Source organism: Paraburkholderia sediminicola, assembly GCF_046030555.1.
GTDB lineage: Bacteria > Pseudomonadota > Gammaproteobacteria > Burkholderiales > Burkholderiaceae > Paraburkholderia > Paraburkholderia sediminicola_E.
Map to the genome: position 1 here is coordinate 405,803 of NZ_JAQQCH010000001.1, position 17,975 is coordinate 423,777.

Consider the following 17,975-nt stretch of genomic DNA (forward strand, 5'->3'; position numbering starts at 1 on the left):
TTGCCGTGCTTGCGAAGATTCCGGCAATCGCTGCAATCCCGGCGCTTTCTGTTATTGCCGTGACGCACGGCCGGCGCGCCATGCGCGGACAGCGCCGGTGAGCATCCGCCCACCAGGCGCCGTCCTCGCAAAACCTTGCTCTACAATGCGGACGACATCGCCCGCCTCCCTCTTCACATGACGCTTTTGCAGACTGCCCGCCGTTCCAGTGCCCCTCGCGAGACCGCGACAGCAAGTCTCGCCGAGCAGGCCTATGCCTTCGTCAAACGCGAGATCATCACGATGCGCTTGCGGCCGAGCGAGGTGCTCAACGAAGCGGAATTGATGGTGCTGACCGGCATCGGCAGAACACCGGTTCATCAGGCGCTGCACCGGCTGGTGCACGAAGGCATGCTCACCATCATGCCGAGAAAGGGCATCATGGTCCGCCCGGTTTCGCTCGACGATGTGCTGGCGATCATCGACGTGCGGCTCGTTAATGAAAGCTACTGCGTCGAACTGGCCGCGCGCCACGCGCAGCAACACGATTTCGACGCGATGCAAGCCTTGCTCGAGCGCTCGGAGATTTGCGTCGCCGCACACGATATCGAAGGCATGATGGATATCGACCGCGAGTTTCATCTGGCGATTTCGGCGGCATCGCGCAATCCGGTGCTGGCCGACATTCTGCGCGGGCTGCATGAACGCTCGCTGCGCTTCTGGTTCATTTCGCTGTCCGAGCCACATCATCTCGAAGACGTCCATGAAGAGCATCTGGAACTGTTTCGCCTGCTGCGCGAACGCGATGCCGAAGGTGCCCGGCAATCGGTGCAAAAACATATCGAAGCGTTCCGCGCGACGCTCTTCAACCGCATCTGACCGAAGCCTGATCGGATGCCGTTAATTGAACGCATGCATTGACCGTATTAACTGAACGTATTAATCGATCGCACTAATCCACCTCAACCGCGACCTCAACCGGCTTCACTCGGTTCAACCGGATGCTTCCCGACACCATGGCCACTGAATTCACGCCCTTCCCGCCGCTAGCCCAGCTTGCCGCCGACCTCGCCGCCGGCCGCACCAGCAGCCGCGCGCTCGTTGAAACCGCGCTCGAACGGATCGCCGATCCGGCCGGTCAGGGCGCCGTCGCCTTCATGCACGTCGACGCCGACAGCGCCCGCGCCGCCGCCGACGCACACGACCGCCTGCGCGCCGCCGGCACCGTCCTCTCGCCGCTCGCCGGGATTCCGGTGTCGGTCAAAGATCTGTTCGATATCGAAGGCCAGCCGACTCGCGCCGGTTCCGTGGTGCTGGCCGATGCGCCTGCCGCCAAGGCGGACGCCGTTGCGGTCGCGCGCCTGAAACGGGCCGGCGCGGTGATTGTCGGACGCACCAACATGAGCGAGTTCGCGTTTTCCGGACTCGGCTTGAACCCACACTACGGGCATCCGCTATCGCCATATCGGCGCGGCGTGAAGGGCGACGAGCGGATTTCAGGCGGCTCGTCCTCGGGGGCGGCCGCGTCGGTCGCGGACGGCATGGCGGCCGTCGCGCTCGGCACCGACACGGGCGGTTCGATCCGCATTCCGGCTGCGCTATGCGGTCTGACGGGCTTCAAGCCGACCGCTGATCGCATTCCGAAGCAAGGCGGCGTGCCGCTCTCGTCGACGCTCGATTCGTTCGGGCCGATCGGCGTCTCGGTGGCGTGCTGCGCGCTGGTCGACCGGATGCTGGCCGGACTCGAGCCGCGCATCCCGGCGGCCCGGCCGCTCGAAGGCGTACGCCTCGGCGTATTGACCAATTTCGTGACGGACGGCGTCGAACCGGCGGTCGCCGCCGCGATCGACACGGCGCTCAAGCATCTGGAAGCAGCCGGCGCGATCGTCAGCGAAGTGCGCTTTGCGCCGCTCGACCGTCTGCCCGAGATCAACCGCTTCGGCTTTTCGCCGATCGAAGCGTACGCATGGCATCGTCCGCTGCTGGAAAAGCACCGCGATCAATATGATCCGCGCGTGCTGGTGCGCATCCTGAAAGGCCAGCCGGCCAGCGCCGTCGACTATCTGGACCTGCTCGCCGAGCGCCAGGCCATGCTCGACGAAGCCGCGCGCACACTGTGGCAGCGTTTCGACGCTGTCGTCGCTCCGACCGTGCCGGTGGTGCCGCCGCGCGTGGCCGATCTGATCAACGACGATGAAGCATTTGGCCGCACCAACGCGCTGATTCTGCGCAACCCGAGCGTGTTCAACTTCCTCCATGCCTGCGCGCTGTCGCTGCCCTGCCATCTGCGTGGCGACGCGCCGGTCGGCCTGATGCTGGCGGCCGCGCCGCACGCTGACGACGCCTTGCTGGCAATCGGCCGCGGCGCCGAAGCGGTGCTCAACGCGATCCGCTGACCGGAACCGGGGTGGACACCGAGTGGACACTAAGCGGGATTGCGACTTAAAAGCGCGATAAGCGCCAGGGCGGGGGTTCGCGCTAGAATCGCGGGCACCCGCCCTTTCCGTTTCCAGACAGCCACACGATCCATGAATAACGACAATGCGATGCTGCGCCGTGAGCGCTCCCTGCTGGTTCTGCTTGGCCTGATCTGCGTCGGCCTCGTCGCCGGCGCGCTATATCTGCAATACGGGCTGCACGAAGACCCGTGCCCACTGTGCATCATTCAGCGCTATTTCTTCCTGCTGATCGCGATTTTTGCGTTCCTCGGCGCGCGCTTCAATAGTTGGCGCGGCGTGCGGCTGCTGGAAGTGCTGGCGGCCCTGTCGGCACTGGGCGGCATCGTGACCGCCGCACGGCACGTGTATGTCCAGGCCAATCCGGGCTTCAGTTGTGGTTTCGACGCGCTGCAGCCGGTAGTCGACAGCTTGCCGCCCGCGCAGTGGCTGCCGGGCGTCTTCAAGGTCGCCGGCCTCTGCGAAACGGCCTATCCGCCGATTCTGGGCCTATCGCTGCCCACCTGGTCGCTGGTTGCTTTCGTGGTGGCTTTCGTCCCCCTGGCGCTGAGCCTCGCCAAGAATCGCCGCCGGTTCGCCTGATCTGGCGCGGCCGGTCAATCTAACTGAATCGACGCCGGCCTTTGATCCGTCTTCTCTGACGGGTCGAAGGCCGGCGTTTTCACGTCCGCTCCGCCCCCTTTTCTCGCTGCGCCCCGTCCCTCAAGGCTTTGCGCCGCTCATCCAGCCCCACGCAACTTCCCGCCGTGGCGCGAATCGTACTTATCTCATGACCGCTTCCGAATAAGCTTCATGCGGGTTGGGAAATATTTTCGAGACGAGGGAGTGCTAACCTCGGACCTGGATGGCGATCTACGTGCGCGAGGCCGGCTTTGGCGCGACCCCATGCGTAACGCGCGCCCGGTCCGCACTGTCTTTCGGATTCGCCATGACAACGCAAACCATCCGCTTTTATCACCAGGGGTCCGTCCGTGAGGTCGCGGGCATCCCGGCGTCGCGCACCGTGCTTCAGCACCTGCGCGAGGATCTGCATTGCACGGGCACCAAGGAAGGCTGCGCGGAAGGCGACTGCGGCGCCTGCACCGTGGTCATCGGCGAACTGGATGTGCACGGCGGCGTCGCGCTGAAAGCGGTCAACGCCTGTATCCAGTTCCTGCCGACGCTGGACGGCAAAGCTCTTTTCACCGTCGAAGACCTGCGCGCCGCCGACGGCGCCCTGCACCCCGTACAACAGGCCATGGTCGATTGCCACGGTTCACAGTGCGGTTTCTGCACGCCCGGCTTTGTGATGTCGATGTGGGCGTTGTACGAAAACCAGCCGGCCGCCGCCGGCCTGCCCACCCGCGATGAAATCAACGCCGCGCTGTCCGGCAATCTGTGCCGCTGCACCGGCTACCGGCCGATCGTCGACGCATCGCAGAAGATGTTCGACTACCCGCAATACCCGCGTGTGACGCTGGACCGCAAGGCGGTCGCCGGCATATTGCGCGAGATCCAACGCCGCGACACCTTCGAATACAGCGCGCCCGATACCCGCGGCGGCGCGTTTGGCACGCCCACCTTCCGTGCGCCGGTCAAGCTCGATGCGTTCGCCAAACTGCGCGCGGAGCATCCGCAGGCACGCCTGCTGGCCGGCAGCACCGACGTCGGCCTGTGGGTTACCAAGCAGTTCCGCGACCTCGGCGACATCCTGTACATCGGTAACGTGGCCGAATTGAAGACGATCGAGCGCGACGCGCAGACGCTGACGATCGGCGCCGCCGTCACGCTCGAAGACGCCTACGCGGCACTCGCCGCCGACTACCCCGAACTGGCCGAACTGTGGACGCGCTTCGCGTCGCTGCCGATCCGCAATGCCGGCACGCTCGGCGGCAACGTCGCGAACGGCTCGCCGATTGGCGATTCGATGCCGGCGCTGCTCGCACTTGGCGCCGAAGTCGTGCTGCGCCAAGGCGCCAAAACCCGCACTCTGACGCTCGATGCCTTCTACCTCGGCTATCAGAAGACCGCGCTCGCGCCCGGCGAATTCGTCGCCGCGCTGCGCGTGCCGCGTCCGGCGCGCGATCTACGGTTTCGCACCTACAAGGTATCGAAGCGCTACGATCAGGACATCTCCGCGGTATGCGCCGCGTTCGCGCTGCATATCGGCGAAAACGGCGCGATCAGGGAGGCCCGCATCGCGTTCGGCGGCATGGCCGCGACGCCTAAACGCGCCGCACAAACCGAAGCCGCGCTAAATGGCGCAATATGGGACGAAAGCACCGCGCGGCAAGCCATGAACGCGCTCGTCGCCGATTACCAGCCGCTCACCGACATGCGCGCCTCGAGCGCTTATCGGCTGAAGGTGGCGCGCAACCTGCTGTGGCGCTTCCACCTCGAAACGCGTAATGACGCGCCGCTCGCCCTTTTCGACGTGAATGCGTTCGCGTACGAAGCCGACGCGCCGGACGAAGTCGTTGTGAAGGAGTCGTCGTGATGAACCGGATCGATGCTTTCGTCGAACATGCTGAAAAGCACCCCGCCGTTCAGGAGAGCGAGACGGCGATCGGCGTCTCCTTGCCGCATGAATCGGCCGCACTGCATGTGAGCGGTGAAGCCACCTACACCGACGACGTTCCCGAATTGCATGGCACGCTGCATGCGGCTCTTGGGCTCTCGCGGCATGCCCACGCGCGGATCGTGTCGCTCGATCTGGACGCAGTGAGGAAAGCGCCTGGCGTGATCGCCGTATTGACCGCTGAAGACATCCCCGGCGAGAACAATTGCGGCCCGGTGCTGCACGACGACCCGATTCTCGCCGTAGACGAAGTGCTGTATCTCGGCCAACCGGTGTTCGCGGTAATCGCCGAAACTCATGAACTCGCGCGCCGCGCCGCAGCGCTGGCAAAGAGCGATGACGTCGTGCGATATGAACCACTCGAGGTCATCCTCACGCCCGCTGAAGCGAAAGCCAAGAAGCAGTTCGTCCTGCCGCCGCTGCATCTGAAACGCGGCGAGCCCGACGCGAAGATCGCCGCCGCACCGCATAGAATCACCGGTACGTTCGAAGTGGGCGGCCAGGAACAGTTTTATCTCGAAGGCCAGATCGCGTACGCCGTGCCGAAGGAAATGGACGGCATGCTCGTCTACAGTTCGACACAGCATCCGAGCGAAATGCAGCAGGTCGTCGCGCATATGCTCGGCTGGCCGGCGCACAACGTCGTGTGCGAATGCCGGCGCATGGGTGGCGGCTTCGGCGGCAAGGAATCGCAATCGGCGGTGTTCGCGTGCGTGGCGGCGCTGGCGGCGAAACTGCTGCGCCGCCCGGTCAAACTGCGCGCCGATCGTGACGATGATTTCATGATCACCGGCAAGCGCCACGACGCGGTCTATGCGTACGAAGCGGGCTTCGACGATAGCGGCCGCATTCTCGGCGCGCGGGTGGAAATTGCCTTGCGAGCGGGCTATTCCGCGGACCTGTCGGGCGCGGTTGCGACACGCGCCGTCTGTCACTTCGACAACGCGTACTACCTGTCCGACGTCGACATCGTCGCGCTGTGCTGCAAGACGAATACTCAGTCGAACACCGCGTTTCGCGGCTTCGGCGGCCCGCAAGGCGCGCTGGTGATGGAAGTGATGCTCGACAGCATCGCGCGCCAATTGAAGTGCGACCCGCTCGATGTGCGGCTCGCCAACTACTACGGTATCGGCGAGCGCGACACGACGCCGTACGGACAACGCGTCGAAGACAACATCATCGCGCCGCTGACCGACGAATTGCTTGAAACCAGCGACTACCGCGCACGCCGCGAAGCAATCGCCGCCTTCAATGCAAAAAGCCCGGTGCTCAAGCGCGGCCTCGCATTCTCGCCGGTGAAGTTCGGCATTTCGTTCAACGTGCCGTTTCTGAATCAGGCCGGCGCGCTGGTGCACGTGTACAAAGACGGTTCGGTACTCGTCAATCACGGCGGCACCGAAATGGGCCAAGGACTCAATACGAAGGTCGCGCAAGTCGTCGCGAACCAGCTCGGCTTGCCGCTTTCGCGCGTGCGCGTAACGGCGACCGATACGTCGAAGATCGCCAACACCTCGGCGACCGCCGCCTCCACCGGCAGCGACCTGAACGGCAAAGCCGCCGAAACCGCCGCCCGGACCATCCGCACAAGGCTCGCCGAGCTCGCCGCGAAACAGCTCGGCGGCACCGCCGACGCGGTGGAATTCGCCAACGGTGAAGTGTCGGTGAACGGCGGTGCGATGCCGTTCGAGCAACTGGTCGGCGCCGCGTATCTGGCGCGCGTGCAGTTGTGGTCGGACGGCTTTTATACGACGCCGAAAGTGCACTGGGATGCGAAAACGCTGACCGGTCACCCGTTTTATTACTTCGCGTACGGTGCGGCGGTGTCGGAAGTCGTGATCGACACGCTGACCGGCGAATGGAAACTGGTGCGCGCGGACGTGTTGCACGACGCCGGCCAGTCGATCAATCCTGCAATCGATATCGGCCAGGTGGAAGGCGGCTTTATCCAGGGCATGGGCTGGCTCACCACGGAAGAATTGTGGTGGAACCGCGACGGCCGTCTGATGACGCACGCGCCGTCGACGTACAAGATTCCCGCCGTCAGCGATACGCCCGCGGCGTTCAACGTGCAGCTTTATCAGAATCAGAACGCCGAGCCGACCGTATTTCATTCGAAGGCAGTGGGCGAGCCGCCTCTGCTGCTGCCGTTTTCGGTGTTCCTCGCGATTCGCGACGCGATCGCGGCTGCAGTGCCGGGCGCGGAAAATGCGCCACAGTTGCGCGCGCCGGCGACACCCGAAGCGATTCTCGATGCGCTGGACGCGTTGCAATCGCCCGGAACGACGACGGAACCCACGACAGGACAACCGGCGGAACAGGCAACGGCAGCGGCGGCCGTAGCCACAACCGCCACCACGCCGGTTTAGCAACTTGATGAATCGTTGAACGACCTTAAGCAACTTAAAGCCCGGGCCCGACGCGACACGAACGCGTCCCGCCACGCTCAACCGGTCGCACGGATACCCCGCGCGGCCACGTATGGAGAACCGCCGGATGCAAGCCTGGCTACCTGACCTGCAACAACTGCTCGCGCACGGCGACGCCGCCGTGCTGGTGACGGTCGCGCGCGTCGAAGGTTCGGCGCCGCGTGAGGCCGGCACCAAGATGATCGTCACGCGTGATTCGGCCAAGCACACGATTGGTGGCGGACACCTCGAATGGAAAGCCATCGAGACCGCGCGCCAGGTGCTGCGCGACGGCATGCGCTCGCCGCATATGCGCCGCCTCGAACGCTTCGCGCTTGGCCCCAGTCTCGGCCAATGCTGCGGCGGCGCCGTGATTCTCGCCTTTGAGCGCCTCGATATCGGCGACCTCGGCTGGATCACCTCGCTCGCGAAGCGCGTGGCCGCCGGCCATTCGACGGTGCGTAGCGTATCATTCGGCCCCGCACCGGATGCGGTGATGCTGTCCGACCCCGAGCCGGGTGTCGACGCCTCCGACTGCCTGCTGTGGGACGGCGCCGGTTTCGACGACAGCGGCGCGCTGCTCACCGAAACCATCGCACCAGGCGACTTCCAGGTCGTGCTGTTCGGCGCTGGTCACGTGGGCGCCGCGCTGGTTCGCGTGTTCGCCACGCTGCCTTGTACAGTGCGCTGGGTCGACGAGCGCGACGCGCAGTTTCCGCCCGCGGAAACCTTGCATGCGCCGAACGTGAAGATCGATCCGAACGACGCGCCTGATGAAGCCATCGACCAGGCCGCGCCGCACACGTACTTCATCGTGATGACGCACAACCATGCGCTCGATCTCGAGTTGGCCGAGCGCATTCTGCGACGCGGCGATTTCGCGTTCTTCGGCATGATCGGCTCGCACAGCAAGCGCAAGCAGTTCGAACATCGGCTGGCCGCCCGTGGCATCGATCCGTCGCAGATTGCGCGGATGAAGTGCCCACTCGGCGTTGACGGTATCGTCGACAAGTCGCCGGAGATCATTGCGATCTCGGCGGCCGCCCAGGTGTTGCAGGCAGTGGAGGCGAATGCGGGCGCGCGCGCGGCGCAGACGGTCTGATTTGCCGCACAATCGACCTGCCGCCCCACCGCGCGCATCCTGTCCTGCATCACGCATCCGGCGCGAACCGACTCCAACGAACTCCTGACCGACCATGAATACAACGACCGTTAGCCCTACATCAATTGTCGAGAAAACCGCTCGCGCGCCGAAGGCCGAGCTGCATATCCACATCGAAGGCTCGCTCGAACCCGAGCTGATCTTCGCGCTTGCCGAACGCAACGGCGTGAAGCTCGCGTACGACTCGATCGAAGCCTTACGCGCCGCGTATGCGTTCACCGATCTGCAATCGTTCCTCGACATCTATTACGCAGGCGCGAGCGTGCTGCTGCACGAGCAGGACTTCTACGACATGACGACGGCATACGTCGAACGCTGCCTCGCCGATAACGTGATTCATAGCGAAATCTTCTTCGATCCGCAGACGCACACGGAACGTGGCGTGCCAATCGCAACTGTCGTCGCCGGCATTGATCGCGCGTTGGCCGATGCAGAAAAGCGCGGCATGTCGAGCAAACTGATTCTGTGTTTCCTGCGCCATCTTTCTGAAGAAGATGCGCTCGCCACGTTTGAAGAGGCACGGCCGCTGTTCGAGCAGTACAAGCATCGCCTGATCGGCGTGGGTCTCGATTCGTCCGAGCGCGGCCATCCGCCGTCGAAGTTCGAGCGCGTATTCGCCAAGGCACGCGCACTCGGTCTGAAGCTGGTCGCGCATGCGGGCGAAGAAGGCCCGCCGTCGTATATCTACGAAGCTCTCGACCTGCTGAAAGTGGATCGCGTCGACCACGGCGTGCGCAGCATCGAAGATCCCGCGCTCGTTACGCGCCTCGCCGATTCGCGCGTCGCGCTGACCGTGTGCCCGCTGTCGAACCTCAAGCTCTGCGTGTTCGACGACATGACCAAACACACGCTGAAGGACCTGCTCGACCGCGGCGTCGCCGTCACGGTGAATTCCGACGATCCGGCCTATTTCGGCGGCTACGTGAACGCCAACTATTTCGCCACCATCGACGCGTTGAAGTTGAGCGATGCCGAGGTCTACACGATCATCCGCAACAGCTTCGAAGCGTCGTTCGTCACGCTCGAGCAACGCAGCGAACTGATCGCGAAGCTCGACGCGTACTGGCACCCAAGCGGCCCGCATTGACGGGCCAATGAAAAGCAGCCGGCGGCGGCACAGGTTCCTTGCCGTACCCGAACCAGAATCAAGCCGCCGTCTGCGCTGTTTAGCTCCTCACAATACGGAGACAGTTTTTCCCATGACTCAATCGGCTTACCGCGCACAACTGCTGACCTTCAACGGCGATCCCGCGCAATCGTCCAACGCGGCGGTCTTCAACGAGGACGGCTTGCTGATCGTCGAAGACGGCCATGTCGTCGCAGCGGGCGCATATGCAGCGCTCGCGTCGCAACTCGCGCCGGGCACCCAGGTGCAGGAGATGCGCGACAAGCTGATCGTGCCGGGTTTCATCGATACGCACATTCACTATCCGCAGACCGATATGATCGCCTCGCCGGCGCCGGGTTTGTTGCCGTGGCTCAACGAGTACACGTTCCCGACCGAGCGCCGCTTCGCCGATCCGGCGTATGCGCGCGACACCGCAAGCTTCTTCGTCGAGGAACTGCTGGCTTGCGGCACGACCACCGCGCTCGTGTATTGCACGGTCCACAAGGAATCGGCCAACGCCCTCTTCACGGAGAGCGAGGCGCGCAATCTGCGCATGGTAGCCGGCAAGGTGCTGATGGACCGCAACTGCCCCGAGTTTCTGCGCGACACCGCGCAATCGGGCTATGACGACAGCGCCGAGCTGATCGGCCGCTGGCACAACCGTGGCCGCCAGATGTACGCGCTCACGCCACGTTTCGCGCCGACTTCGACCGAAGCGCAACTCGAAGCCTGCGGCGTGCTGGCGGGCAAGCATCCGGACATCTTCATCCAGAGCCACGTCGCCGAGAATACCGACGAAGTGAAATGGGTTGCCGAGCTGTTCCCGGGCCACCGCAGCTATCTGGACATTTACGATCACTACGGCCTGCTGCGCCGCCGCGCCGTGTACGGCCATTGCATCTACCTCGACGAGGAAGACCGCAAGCGCATGGCGCAAACCGGCACGGTCGCCTCGCACTGCCCGACCTCGAACCTGTTCCTCGGCAGCGGCCTGTTCGACTTCGACAAGGCCGACGAAGCTGGCATGCCGATCGCACTGGCGACGGACGTCGGCGGCGGCACCTCGTTCTCGATGCTGCAAACGATGAACGAAGCACACAAGGTCGCGCGTCTGACGGGCCATCATCTGACGGCCACGCGGATGTTCTATCTCGCCACGGCGGGTGCGGCCGAGGCCCTCGATCTGGCCGACAAGGTCGGCACATTGAAGCCGAAGTCGGAAGCCGACTTCGTCGTGCTCGATCCGCAAGCCACGCCGCTGCTCGCGCGCCGTACCGCACGCACTGAATCACTCGAAGAACTGCTGTTCGCGTTCGCGCTGCTGGGCGACGACCGCGCGATCTACGAAACGTATGCGGCCGGCAAGCGCGTGCATCGTCGCGACGACGTGCGTCAACACGCGCCACGTGCGGCAAAAATCGCGGCCTGACGGGATTTCTGAGCTGAGTCCTGATCTGATTCAGGCGGTTGAATGGAGAACGGCGCTTCTTGAAGGAAGCGCCGTTTTTGTTGGCCCGTACCCTATCGTGCAGCCCGATCAGGGCTGCGTGCACACATCGTGCAGCGCATTCAAACGCCGCACTGGATCCGCGACATAGGGATTCGACTCATCCCACGCATAACCCGCCAGCACCGCGCTGATCATGCGACGGATCGACGGCGTCTGGTCCGGATAGAAAATGATGTCCTGCAGTTCGCCCGTGTACCAGCGCTCAACAAACGCGCGGAACGTGTCGATCCCCTTGCGCAACGGCACGTCGTAAGCGGCCGACCAGTCGACCTGCTCGCCATCCAGTTGCCGGTTCAACGTCTGCACCGCAAGATGCGCGGAACGCAGTGCAATCGTCACGCCGGACGAGAACACCGGATCGAGAAATTCGCCCGCATTGCCGAGCAACGCATAGCCCGGCCCATGCAAACGCTCGACGTTCGCCGCGTAGCCGCCGATGTGACGCACCGGCATCAGGAACGGCGCGTTGCCGATCAGCGGCCCGAGTGTCGATTCCTGCCGGATCAGCGCACGCAGTTTCGCGTCGCGCCCGGCCTCCGGCACATCGAGGAAACTGGCCTCGGCGACGCAACCCACCGAGGAGCGGCCGCCCGCCAGCGGAATCATCCAGAACCACACGTCGCGGCGCTCCGGGTGCGTCGCCACGCAGATCTTGTTGCGGTCGGTCACGCCGGCCGGAATGCCGTCCTGCACATGCGTGAAGATCGCGGCACGGGTCGGCATGCGCGTAGGCGCTTCCAGATTCAGCAAGCGCGGCAGCACGCGGCCGAAGCCGCTTGCGTCGAACACGAAGCGCGCTTCGACTTCATACGCGTTGTTCGTTTCGTCGATGACGTCGAGCACCGGCTTGTTGCCATTTTCAGTGGTTTGCAGCGCGCGGACCGTATGGCCGAAACGCACGTCTGCGCCCTGCTCTGCCGCGCAGCGAATCAGAATATCGTCGAACACCGCGCGTTCGACCTGGTACGTCGTGCCCCACCCCGGCGAATGTTTGTCGCGGAAGTCGAATGCCGACGACTGGCCACGGTAAACGAAATGCGCGCCGTTCTTGTACTGGAAACCGGCTTCCACCACCGCCTGCAGCATGCCGGCCTCTTCAAGGTACGCCATGCTTTGCGGCAGCAGACTTTCGCCAATCGAGAAGCGCGGAAAATGCTGGCGCTCCAGCACGAGCACCGAGCGGCCCGCCCGGCGCAATAGCGCCGCCGCGACCGCGCCCGCCGGACCCGCGCCGATGATCGCTACGTCGACATTTATGCGCTTTGACGATTCTGTACTCAAGGTTGCCTCGATCGTTTGCTTGCTCTGAACAGCATTACGCTGCATCCTTACTTTTCGTTACAATTGCCCGTCACGGCAAGAACAATATTTCGTCTGGGAGCCCAGCGTGTCGCCATCCGAAACATCCAGTGTGCCTTTCGTGCCGGAAACGGCCTTCGGGATCTGGTTCCTGCGTACCTATACGTGGGAACATCATGTTTTGCGGGTCGCGATCAACGACCTCAAACGCCTGATCGACGCGCCCTTGCCCACCGCGCCGGTGATCGTCGACGTCGGTTGCGGGCAAGGCATTTCGTTTCGCCTGCTCGCCGACGCGTTCAAGCCGCGCCGCATTGTCGGCATCGATTTTCACGAGCCGTCGCTGGCGCTCGCCGCCAATTCGGCCAACACCTGCCACGACACGCTCGCCGATATCGAACTGCTGCACGGCGACTGCGCGCAATTGCCGTTGCCCGATGCCGGCGCCGACATCGTGTTCTGCCATCAAACCTTCCATCATCTCGTCGAGCAGGACCGCGCGCTTGCCGAATTCCGCCGCGTGCTCAAACCAGGCGGCATCCTCCTGTTCGCCGAATCCACCGACGCGTACATCAAATCGTGGCTGATCCGCTTGCTGTTCCGCCATCCAATGCATGTGCAGAAAAGCGCCGACGGCTACCTCGACATGATCCGCCGCGGCGGCTTCCGCTTCGAGCCGCGCAACGTCTCGCTGCCGTATCTGTGGTGGAGCCGCGCGAAAGACTTCGGCCTGCTCGAGCGTCTCGGCCTCTACCATCCGCAACCTGGCAAGCGTCGTGAAACGCTGGTCAATGTCGCGGCGGTCAAGACAGATTGAAACTCGTAAAAACGGTGGCATGCCACCGCCTTTACGCACATCACCGCGCGCTCATTTGTATGACTACTTGCGCAGCGTCACCACATCACCCTTCAGCGCCACGCCCGCAATCACCGCACCCGCACCACACGTGAACTCCGTCGCGCTCTCGCGTACTTCGTTCTTGTAGTTGCTCTTGATGTTAATCACCGCATTGCCGCCTTCCTTGCGCGCACGCTCCTGCAATTCGATCACGGCCGAAAGAAACACGTGCTGGCACGCGTCCAGATCGCTCTTGCCGAAGGCGTTGGTCTTCTTGTTAGTCGCGAATTCACCCACCGTCTTCGTGACAGGCGGATGCGGCTGACCCGCGAAATACAGCGCGATGTCGTCACCGACCTTGCCCGGTTCGCTCTGCAGCGCCGGCGCGACCGGATAGTTGGCGACCGTGTCGCGGGCGAAAGCCCGAGTAGCGCTCAACGTGGCGAGCGAAGCGAACAGCGCGGCAAACAGCACATTGCGTTTCATTGAGACTCCTTGGTGGTTTTTGTTGCTCTAGTGAGTTCTATATTCGGTTCGACCTAGTTCGCGTCCAGCACAACAAGCTGGCCGCTCACCGCAATGGCGGCAGCGCTGGGGCTCACGCCGCACGTGAAGTCGGTCGACGAATTGGTCTCGGTGCTATGAAAGCGCGTCGACACATCGATCACGGCGTTGGCATTGCGCTCGCGGGCTGCCGCGCGCAGCTTCTCCACGGCTTCGGCAAGCGCCTCATGACATGCTTCGTCGGGGCTCAACACCTTGCGCGCGATCCGCACGGAATAGGACACGCCGCCCAACTGACTCTTCACCGCAGGATGGTTCTGCTGGCCGAAATACACCGGCACGCCGCCACGCGACTGGCCGCCGGCGGCGGAGAGCGGCAGCGACTTCACGTCCGTGGCACATCCAGCCTGCGTCAGCACGACTACTGCCAGCGCGCCTACTACAAAACGTTTTTTCATTTTTATCGCCCTCGTTTCGTTAACAATCGCGGCCGGTTCAACCGCCCTGCCACCCTTCAAACATCAGGCTTGCGCAACTGCCGCCGAACCCGAATGAAATCGACATCGCCGTGCCGATGCGTGCGTCGCGCGTTGCACGCACGAGCGGCATGTCGTCGACGCCCGGTTCCGGCGTCTCGATGCCCATCGTCCCCGCGATGAAACCGTCGCGCATCATCAGCAACATGTAGATCGCCTCGTGCGCGCCGCATGCGCCGAGCGGATGCCCGGTCATACCTTTAGTCGACGAGAACGCGGGTACTTCGCTGCCGAATACGTCGCTCAATGCGCGCAATTCTTCGACATCGCCAAGCGGTGTCGACGGTGCGTGCGTGTTGATATAGTCCGGACGCTTGCCCGCGTCGCCTAGCGCGCCGCGCATCGCTCGCGCGATGCCGGCCGCGTGCGGCGAGACCATGCCCGCGCTATCCGTGCAGTCGCCGAAGCCGGTCAGTTCCGCGTAAATGCGGGCGCCGCGCGCCAACGCGTGATCGAGCGATTCAAGCACCAGCACACCGCTGCCGGAAGCAATCACGAAGCCATCGCGCGCCGTATCGTAAGGACGCGAAGCGTGCTGCGGCGTGTCGTTAAAGTTGCGCGACAACGCCCCCATCGAGTCGAACATCATCGTCATGTTGTCGTGCAGCGACTCGCTGCCGCCGGCCAGCACGATCTGCTGGCGGCCGGTCTGGATCAGCTGCATCGCCTGACCGATGGCGAGCGCCGACGTCGTGCACGCCGACGACGGCGAATAGCTCACGCCTTCAAGTCCGAACACCTGCGCAACGTTGGCCGACGCGGTACTGCTCATTGCTTGCGGAACCGCGTAGGGCGGCACTTTGTCGACGCCGCGGGCATTCGCGATCGACACGGCCAAGTCGTAACTCGACAGCGCGCCGACACCCGAGCCGATCACAGCACCCACGCGTGGCGAGCGCAACGCGGCGGGGTCGAGCCCGGCGTCGTCGATGGCTTTGCGCGCGGCGTGGCACGCAAAGCGCGCGGTATCGCCCATGAATCGCTCGAGCTTGCGCTCGAACGGCAGCTCCTGCGCGACCGACGCGACGCCGGCTACCTGCGAACTGAAACCACGCTCACGCCACGCGTCAATCCGCTCGATACGCGAGCGGCCCGTGCGCAGCGCGGCCGACACGTCGTCGAGCGTATTGCCGAGGCACGACACGATCCCCATGCCGGTGACGACCACGCGTTGCAGCGCCGCGCTCATCGAACGCGCCTGAAAATCAGCGACGTGTTGATGCCGCCGAATGCAAAGTTGTTGCTCATCACATGTTCAGCGTCGATCTCACGACCGTTGCCGACGATGTAATCGAGTGGCGCGCAGGCCGGATCGACGTTCTCCAGGTTCAAGGTCGGCGCATACCAGTTGCGCTTCATCATCTCGATGGTCCACCACGCTTCCAGCGCACCGCACGCGCCGAGCGTGTGGCCGACATAGCTCTTGAGCGAACTGATCGGCATGCGCGCGCCGAAGGTCTGCGCGGTCGCATGGCTTTCGGCGATGTCGCCACGGTCCGTCGACGTGCCGTGCGCGTTCACGTAGGCGATCGCTTCAGGCAGCAGTTGCGCATCCTGCAGCGCGAGCTGCATGGCAAACGCCATCGTTTCGGCGGTCGGCTGCGTCATGTGCGCGCCGTCCGAGTTACAACCGAACCCGACGATCTCCGCATGGATTCGCGCACCGCGCGCCACTGCGTGTTCATACTCTTCGAGCACCAGCGTGGCCGCGCCTTCGCCGACCACGAGGCCGTCGCGCGCGGCATCGAACGGACGTGGCGTCAGATGCGGCTCGTCGTTACGCGTGCTGGTCGCGTACAGCGTGTCGAACACGGCGACCGCGGGACCCGACATTTCTTCCGCGCCGCCCGCCAGCATCAGCGTCTGCTTGCCGGCCTGGATCGCTTCATACGCGTAGCCGATCGCCTGACTGCCAGATGCGCACGCACACGAGGTCGGAATGATCCGTCCTTTCAGATCCCAGAACAGACTGACATTGACGGCCGTGGTGTGCGGCATCATCTGCACGTAGCTGTTCGACGTGACGTCGCTCATCGAGCCGGTTTCGAGCATCGTGCCGAATGCACGAATCGGTTGTACCGAGCCCGACGACGAACCGTAGGCGACGCCCATGCGGCCGTCCTTGATGGTTACGTCGTCGGTGAGGCCCGCGTCGGCGAGCGCCAGTTCGCTTGCCCGTACCGAATACATCGACACCGGCCCCATCGAACGGGTTTTCTTGCGCGGATAATGCGCGGGCATCGTAAAGCCCGGCAACGGACAGGCGAGCCGCGTATGCAGCGATTCGAAGTAATCCCACTCGGGCATCCGGCGCACCGCGTTCACGCCGCTCTTCAGGCGCGTTTCGATGATGTCCCAGCTATCGCCGAACGCCGTGACGCCCCCCATGCCGGTAATGACGACGCGTTTCATCACACCATCCCACCATTGACGCCAATCACCTGACGCGTGACATACGAAGCCGCATCCGACATCAGGAAGCTGACCACGGACGCCACTTCGGCAGGCTGGCCGACGCGGTTCATCGGCACCGTCTTCAATATCTGCTCGAGCGGCATGTCGTCGAGCATGCCGGTTTCGATCAAACCCGGCGCCACGCAATTGACGGTGATATTGCGCGTCGCCAGTTCGACGGCGAGCGCCTTGGTCGCGCCGATCAGGCCCGCCTTCGCCGCGCTGTAGTTGACCTGGCCGCGATTGCCGATCACGCCGGAGACCGACGCGATCGTGACGATGCGCCCGCCCTTGCGCGCGCGCACCATCGGCATGGTCAACGGATGGACGACGTTGTAGAACGAGTCGAGACCGGTTTCGATCACGATGTCCCAGTCTTCTTCGGTGAGCGCGGGGAACGCGGCGTCGCGGGTCACGCCCGCACTGCACACAATGCCGTAGTACGGGCCGTTCGCGGCAACGTCCGCTTCGAGCACCTCGCGGCACACGGCGCGCTCACGCACGTCGAATTGCAGCACGCGCGCCGTGCCGCCTTGCGCGGCGATGCCCGTTGCGACTGCTTCGGCTTCGGCGCGGCCCGTGCGGCAATGCACGGACACCGCGAAACCGTCGGCGGCCAACTTGTACGCAATCGCACGGCCGATGCCGCGGCTTGCGCCGGTAACGAGAACACGCCGGCTCATGAACTGAAACTCCCTTCGATGAATGACTGAAAATCGCGCGGCTGAAAGACCTTGATGACCGCCTCTGCGCAACATACGTCGCCGTGGTGGATCGTACATTCGTAGGCGCCGTGGCCTTCTTCGCTGCGCAGTAATTCCGTTGCATGGATCAGCAACTGGGCGCCGCTTGCGAACGACGGATGCAAAGCTTTGTAGCTGCGCGAGCCGAGCAGCACGCCGGGGCGCGCTCTTCCGCCGCCGCGCATGGCCAGCAGCGCGACATGCGCGGCGATGGCCTGTGCCATCAACTCGATGCCGATCCATGCGGGCATCGCGCCGTCGGCGTCGGCATACCATGCGTCCGCGTGCACGGTTGCTCGCGCGCTCAGTGCGTCTTCGCTAAAGGTGTTCACGGCATCGATCAGCAGCATCGTGCCACGATGCGGGATGATCGCTTCGATCGGTTGCAGGACGAGTTCCTGGATGGAGGGCGTCTGGGTCATCA

Annotated in this window: 16 protein-coding genes; 9 read left to right on the forward strand and 7 right to left on the reverse strand. The window is 63.9% G+C overall.

The genetic code is table 11. The annotated features are described in order from the left end of the window. The first annotated feature begins 177 nt into the window (after window positions 1-177). The 8 genes from PQQ52_RS01890 (at window position 178) to guaD (ending at window position 11,096) form a co-directional block, all read left to right on the forward strand. Window positions 178-858: a GntR family transcriptional regulator gene (locus tag PQQ52_RS01890; protein ID WP_408206311.1), complete on the forward strand. Its 681-nt coding sequence runs from the start codon at window positions 178-180 to the stop codon at window positions 856-858. 137 nt (window positions 859-995) lie between these two features. Further along, window positions 996-2,375: an amidase gene (locus PQQ52_RS01895; protein WP_408206784.1), complete on the forward strand. Its 1,380-nt coding sequence runs from the start codon at window positions 996-998 to the stop codon at window positions 2,373-2,375. A gap of 132 nt (window positions 2,376-2,507) precedes the next feature. Next, complete coding sequence (locus PQQ52_RS01900) at window positions 2,508-3,017, forward strand: disulfide bond formation protein B (RefSeq protein WP_408206313.1); 510 nt, start codon at window positions 2,508-2,510, stop codon at window positions 3,015-3,017. Window positions 3,018-3,363: 346 nt separating this feature from the next. Continuing rightward, window positions 3,364-4,911, forward strand: a complete 1,548-nt coding sequence (gene xdhA / locus PQQ52_RS01905) for a xanthine dehydrogenase small subunit (protein ID WP_408206315.1) — start codon at window positions 3,364-3,366, stop codon at window positions 4,909-4,911. Beyond that, on the forward strand, window positions 4,911-7,358 hold the full coding sequence (gene xdhB, locus PQQ52_RS01910) for a xanthine dehydrogenase molybdopterin binding subunit (protein ID WP_408206317.1): 2,448 nt from the start codon (window positions 4,911-4,913) through the stop codon (window positions 7,356-7,358). The genes xdhA and xdhB overlap by 1 nt, the downstream gene beginning before the upstream one ends. Window positions 7,359-7,485: 127 nt before the next feature. Next, window positions 7,486-8,499 carry a xanthine dehydrogenase accessory protein XdhC gene (gene xdhC, locus PQQ52_RS01915; protein ID WP_408206319.1) on the forward strand — a complete coding sequence of 338 codons (1,014 nt, stop codon included), beginning with the start codon at window positions 7,486-7,488 and terminating at the stop codon, window positions 8,497-8,499. A 94-nt stretch (window positions 8,500-8,593) separates the two neighbouring features. Further along, on the forward strand, window positions 8,594-9,646 hold the full coding sequence (locus PQQ52_RS01920) for an adenosine deaminase (protein WP_408206321.1): 1,053 nt from the start codon (window positions 8,594-8,596) through the stop codon (window positions 9,644-9,646). 112 nt (window positions 9,647-9,758) lie between these two features. Then, window positions 9,759-11,096: a guanine deaminase gene (gene guaD / locus PQQ52_RS01925; RefSeq protein ID WP_408206323.1), complete on the forward strand. Its 1,338-nt coding sequence runs from the start codon at window positions 9,759-9,761 to the stop codon at window positions 11,094-11,096. A 108-nt stretch (window positions 11,097-11,204) separates the two neighbouring features. Here the strand turns inward: guaD and PQQ52_RS01930 are convergent, their stop codons facing one another. Further along, on the reverse strand, window positions 11,205-12,458 hold the full coding sequence (locus tag PQQ52_RS01930) for an NAD(P)/FAD-dependent oxidoreductase (RefSeq protein ID WP_408206325.1): 1,254 nt from the start codon (window positions 12,456-12,458) through the stop codon (window positions 11,205-11,207). 106 nt (window positions 12,459-12,564) lie between these two features. Between PQQ52_RS01930 and PQQ52_RS01935 the strand changes: the two genes are divergently transcribed. After that, window positions 12,565-13,293 carry a class I SAM-dependent methyltransferase gene (locus PQQ52_RS01935; protein ID WP_408206327.1) on the forward strand — a complete coding sequence of 243 codons (729 nt, stop codon included), beginning with the start codon at window positions 12,565-12,567 and terminating at the stop codon, window positions 13,291-13,293. A gap of 63 nt (window positions 13,294-13,356) precedes the next feature. Here PQQ52_RS01935 and PQQ52_RS01940 read toward each other — a convergent pair whose 3' ends face one another. Genes PQQ52_RS01940 through PQQ52_RS01965 form a run of 6 tightly spaced genes read right to left on the reverse strand, consistent with a single transcriptional unit; the run spans window position 13,357 to window position 17,973 of the window. After that, window positions 13,357-13,800 carry an excinuclease ABC subunit A gene (locus tag PQQ52_RS01940; protein WP_408206329.1) on the reverse strand — a complete coding sequence of 148 codons (444 nt, stop codon included), beginning with the start codon at window positions 13,798-13,800 and terminating at the stop codon, window positions 13,357-13,359. A gap of 53 nt (window positions 13,801-13,853) precedes the next feature. Further along, window positions 13,854-14,276 (reverse strand): signal peptidase, encoded by a 423-nt coding sequence (locus PQQ52_RS01945; RefSeq protein ID WP_408206331.1) that lies wholly within the window; start codon window positions 14,274-14,276, stop codon window positions 13,854-13,856. A 37-nt stretch (window positions 14,277-14,313) separates the two neighbouring features. Then, on the reverse strand, window positions 14,314-15,543 hold the full coding sequence (locus tag PQQ52_RS01950; protein WP_408206333.1) for a beta-ketoacyl-[acyl-carrier-protein] synthase family protein: 1,230 nt from the start codon (window positions 15,541-15,543) through the stop codon (window positions 14,314-14,316). Beyond that, window positions 15,540-16,766 carry a beta-ketoacyl-ACP synthase gene (locus PQQ52_RS01955; protein ID WP_408206335.1) on the reverse strand — a complete coding sequence of 409 codons (1,227 nt, stop codon included), beginning with the start codon at window positions 16,764-16,766 and terminating at the stop codon, window positions 15,540-15,542. Before PQQ52_RS01955 ends, PQQ52_RS01950 begins: the two co-directional genes overlap by 4 nt. Next, window positions 16,766-17,491, reverse strand: coding sequence for a 3-ketoacyl-ACP reductase FabG2 (locus tag PQQ52_RS01960; protein WP_408206337.1), 726 nt, complete (start codon window positions 17,489-17,491; stop codon window positions 16,766-16,768). The genes PQQ52_RS01955 and PQQ52_RS01960 overlap by 1 nt, the downstream gene beginning before the upstream one ends. Further along, the gene (locus PQQ52_RS01965; RefSeq protein WP_408206339.1) at window positions 17,488-17,973 is read right to left on the reverse strand and encodes a hotdog family protein; all 486 of its coding nucleotides are present in this window, start codon (window positions 17,971-17,973) and stop codon (window positions 17,488-17,490) included. The genes PQQ52_RS01960 and PQQ52_RS01965 overlap by 4 nt, the downstream gene beginning before the upstream one ends. Window positions 17,974-17,975: the final 2 nt, after the last annotated feature.

Coding starts and splice junctions, on each gene's coding strand:
- PQQ52_RS01890 (WP_408206311.1), top strand. CDS start 178: ATGACGCTTTTGCAGACTGCCCGCCGTTCCAGTGCCCCTCGCGAGACC.
- PQQ52_RS01895 (WP_408206784.1), top strand. CDS start 996: ATGGCCACTGAATTCACGCCCTTCCCGCCGCTAGCCCAGCTTGCCGCC.
- PQQ52_RS01900 (WP_408206313.1), top strand. CDS start 2,508: ATGAATAACGACAATGCGATGCTGCGCCGTGAGCGCTCCCTGCTGGTT.
- xdhA (WP_408206315.1), top strand. CDS start 3,364: ATGACAACGCAAACCATCCGCTTTTATCACCAGGGGTCCGTCCGTGAG.
- xdhB (WP_408206317.1), top strand. CDS start 4,911: ATGAACCGGATCGATGCTTTCGTCGAACATGCTGAAAAGCACCCCGCC.
- xdhC (WP_408206319.1), top strand. CDS start 7,486: ATGCAAGCCTGGCTACCTGACCTGCAACAACTGCTCGCGCACGGCGAC.
- PQQ52_RS01920 (WP_408206321.1), top strand. CDS start 8,594: ATGAATACAACGACCGTTAGCCCTACATCAATTGTCGAGAAAACCGCT.
- guaD (WP_408206323.1), top strand. CDS start 9,759: ATGACTCAATCGGCTTACCGCGCACAACTGCTGACCTTCAACGGCGAT.
- PQQ52_RS01940 (WP_408206329.1), bottom strand. CDS start 13,800: ATGAAACGCAATGTGCTGTTTGCCGCGCTGTTCGCTTCGCTCGCCACG.
- PQQ52_RS01945 (WP_408206331.1), bottom strand. CDS start 14,276: ATGAAAAAACGTTTTGTAGTAGGCGCGCTGGCAGTAGTCGTGCTGACG.
- PQQ52_RS01950 (WP_408206333.1), bottom strand. CDS start 15,543: ATGAGCGCGGCGCTGCAACGCGTGGTCGTCACCGGCATGGGGATCGTG.
- PQQ52_RS01955 (WP_408206335.1), bottom strand. CDS start 16,766: ATGAAACGCGTCGTCATTACCGGCATGGGGGGCGTCACGGCGTTCGGC.
- PQQ52_RS01960 (WP_408206337.1), bottom strand. CDS start 17,491: ATGAGCCGGCGTGTTCTCGTTACCGGCGCAAGCCGCGGCATCGGCCGT.
- PQQ52_RS01965 (WP_408206339.1), bottom strand. CDS start 17,973: ATGACCCAGACGCCCTCCATCCAGGAACTCGTCCTGCAACCGATCGAA.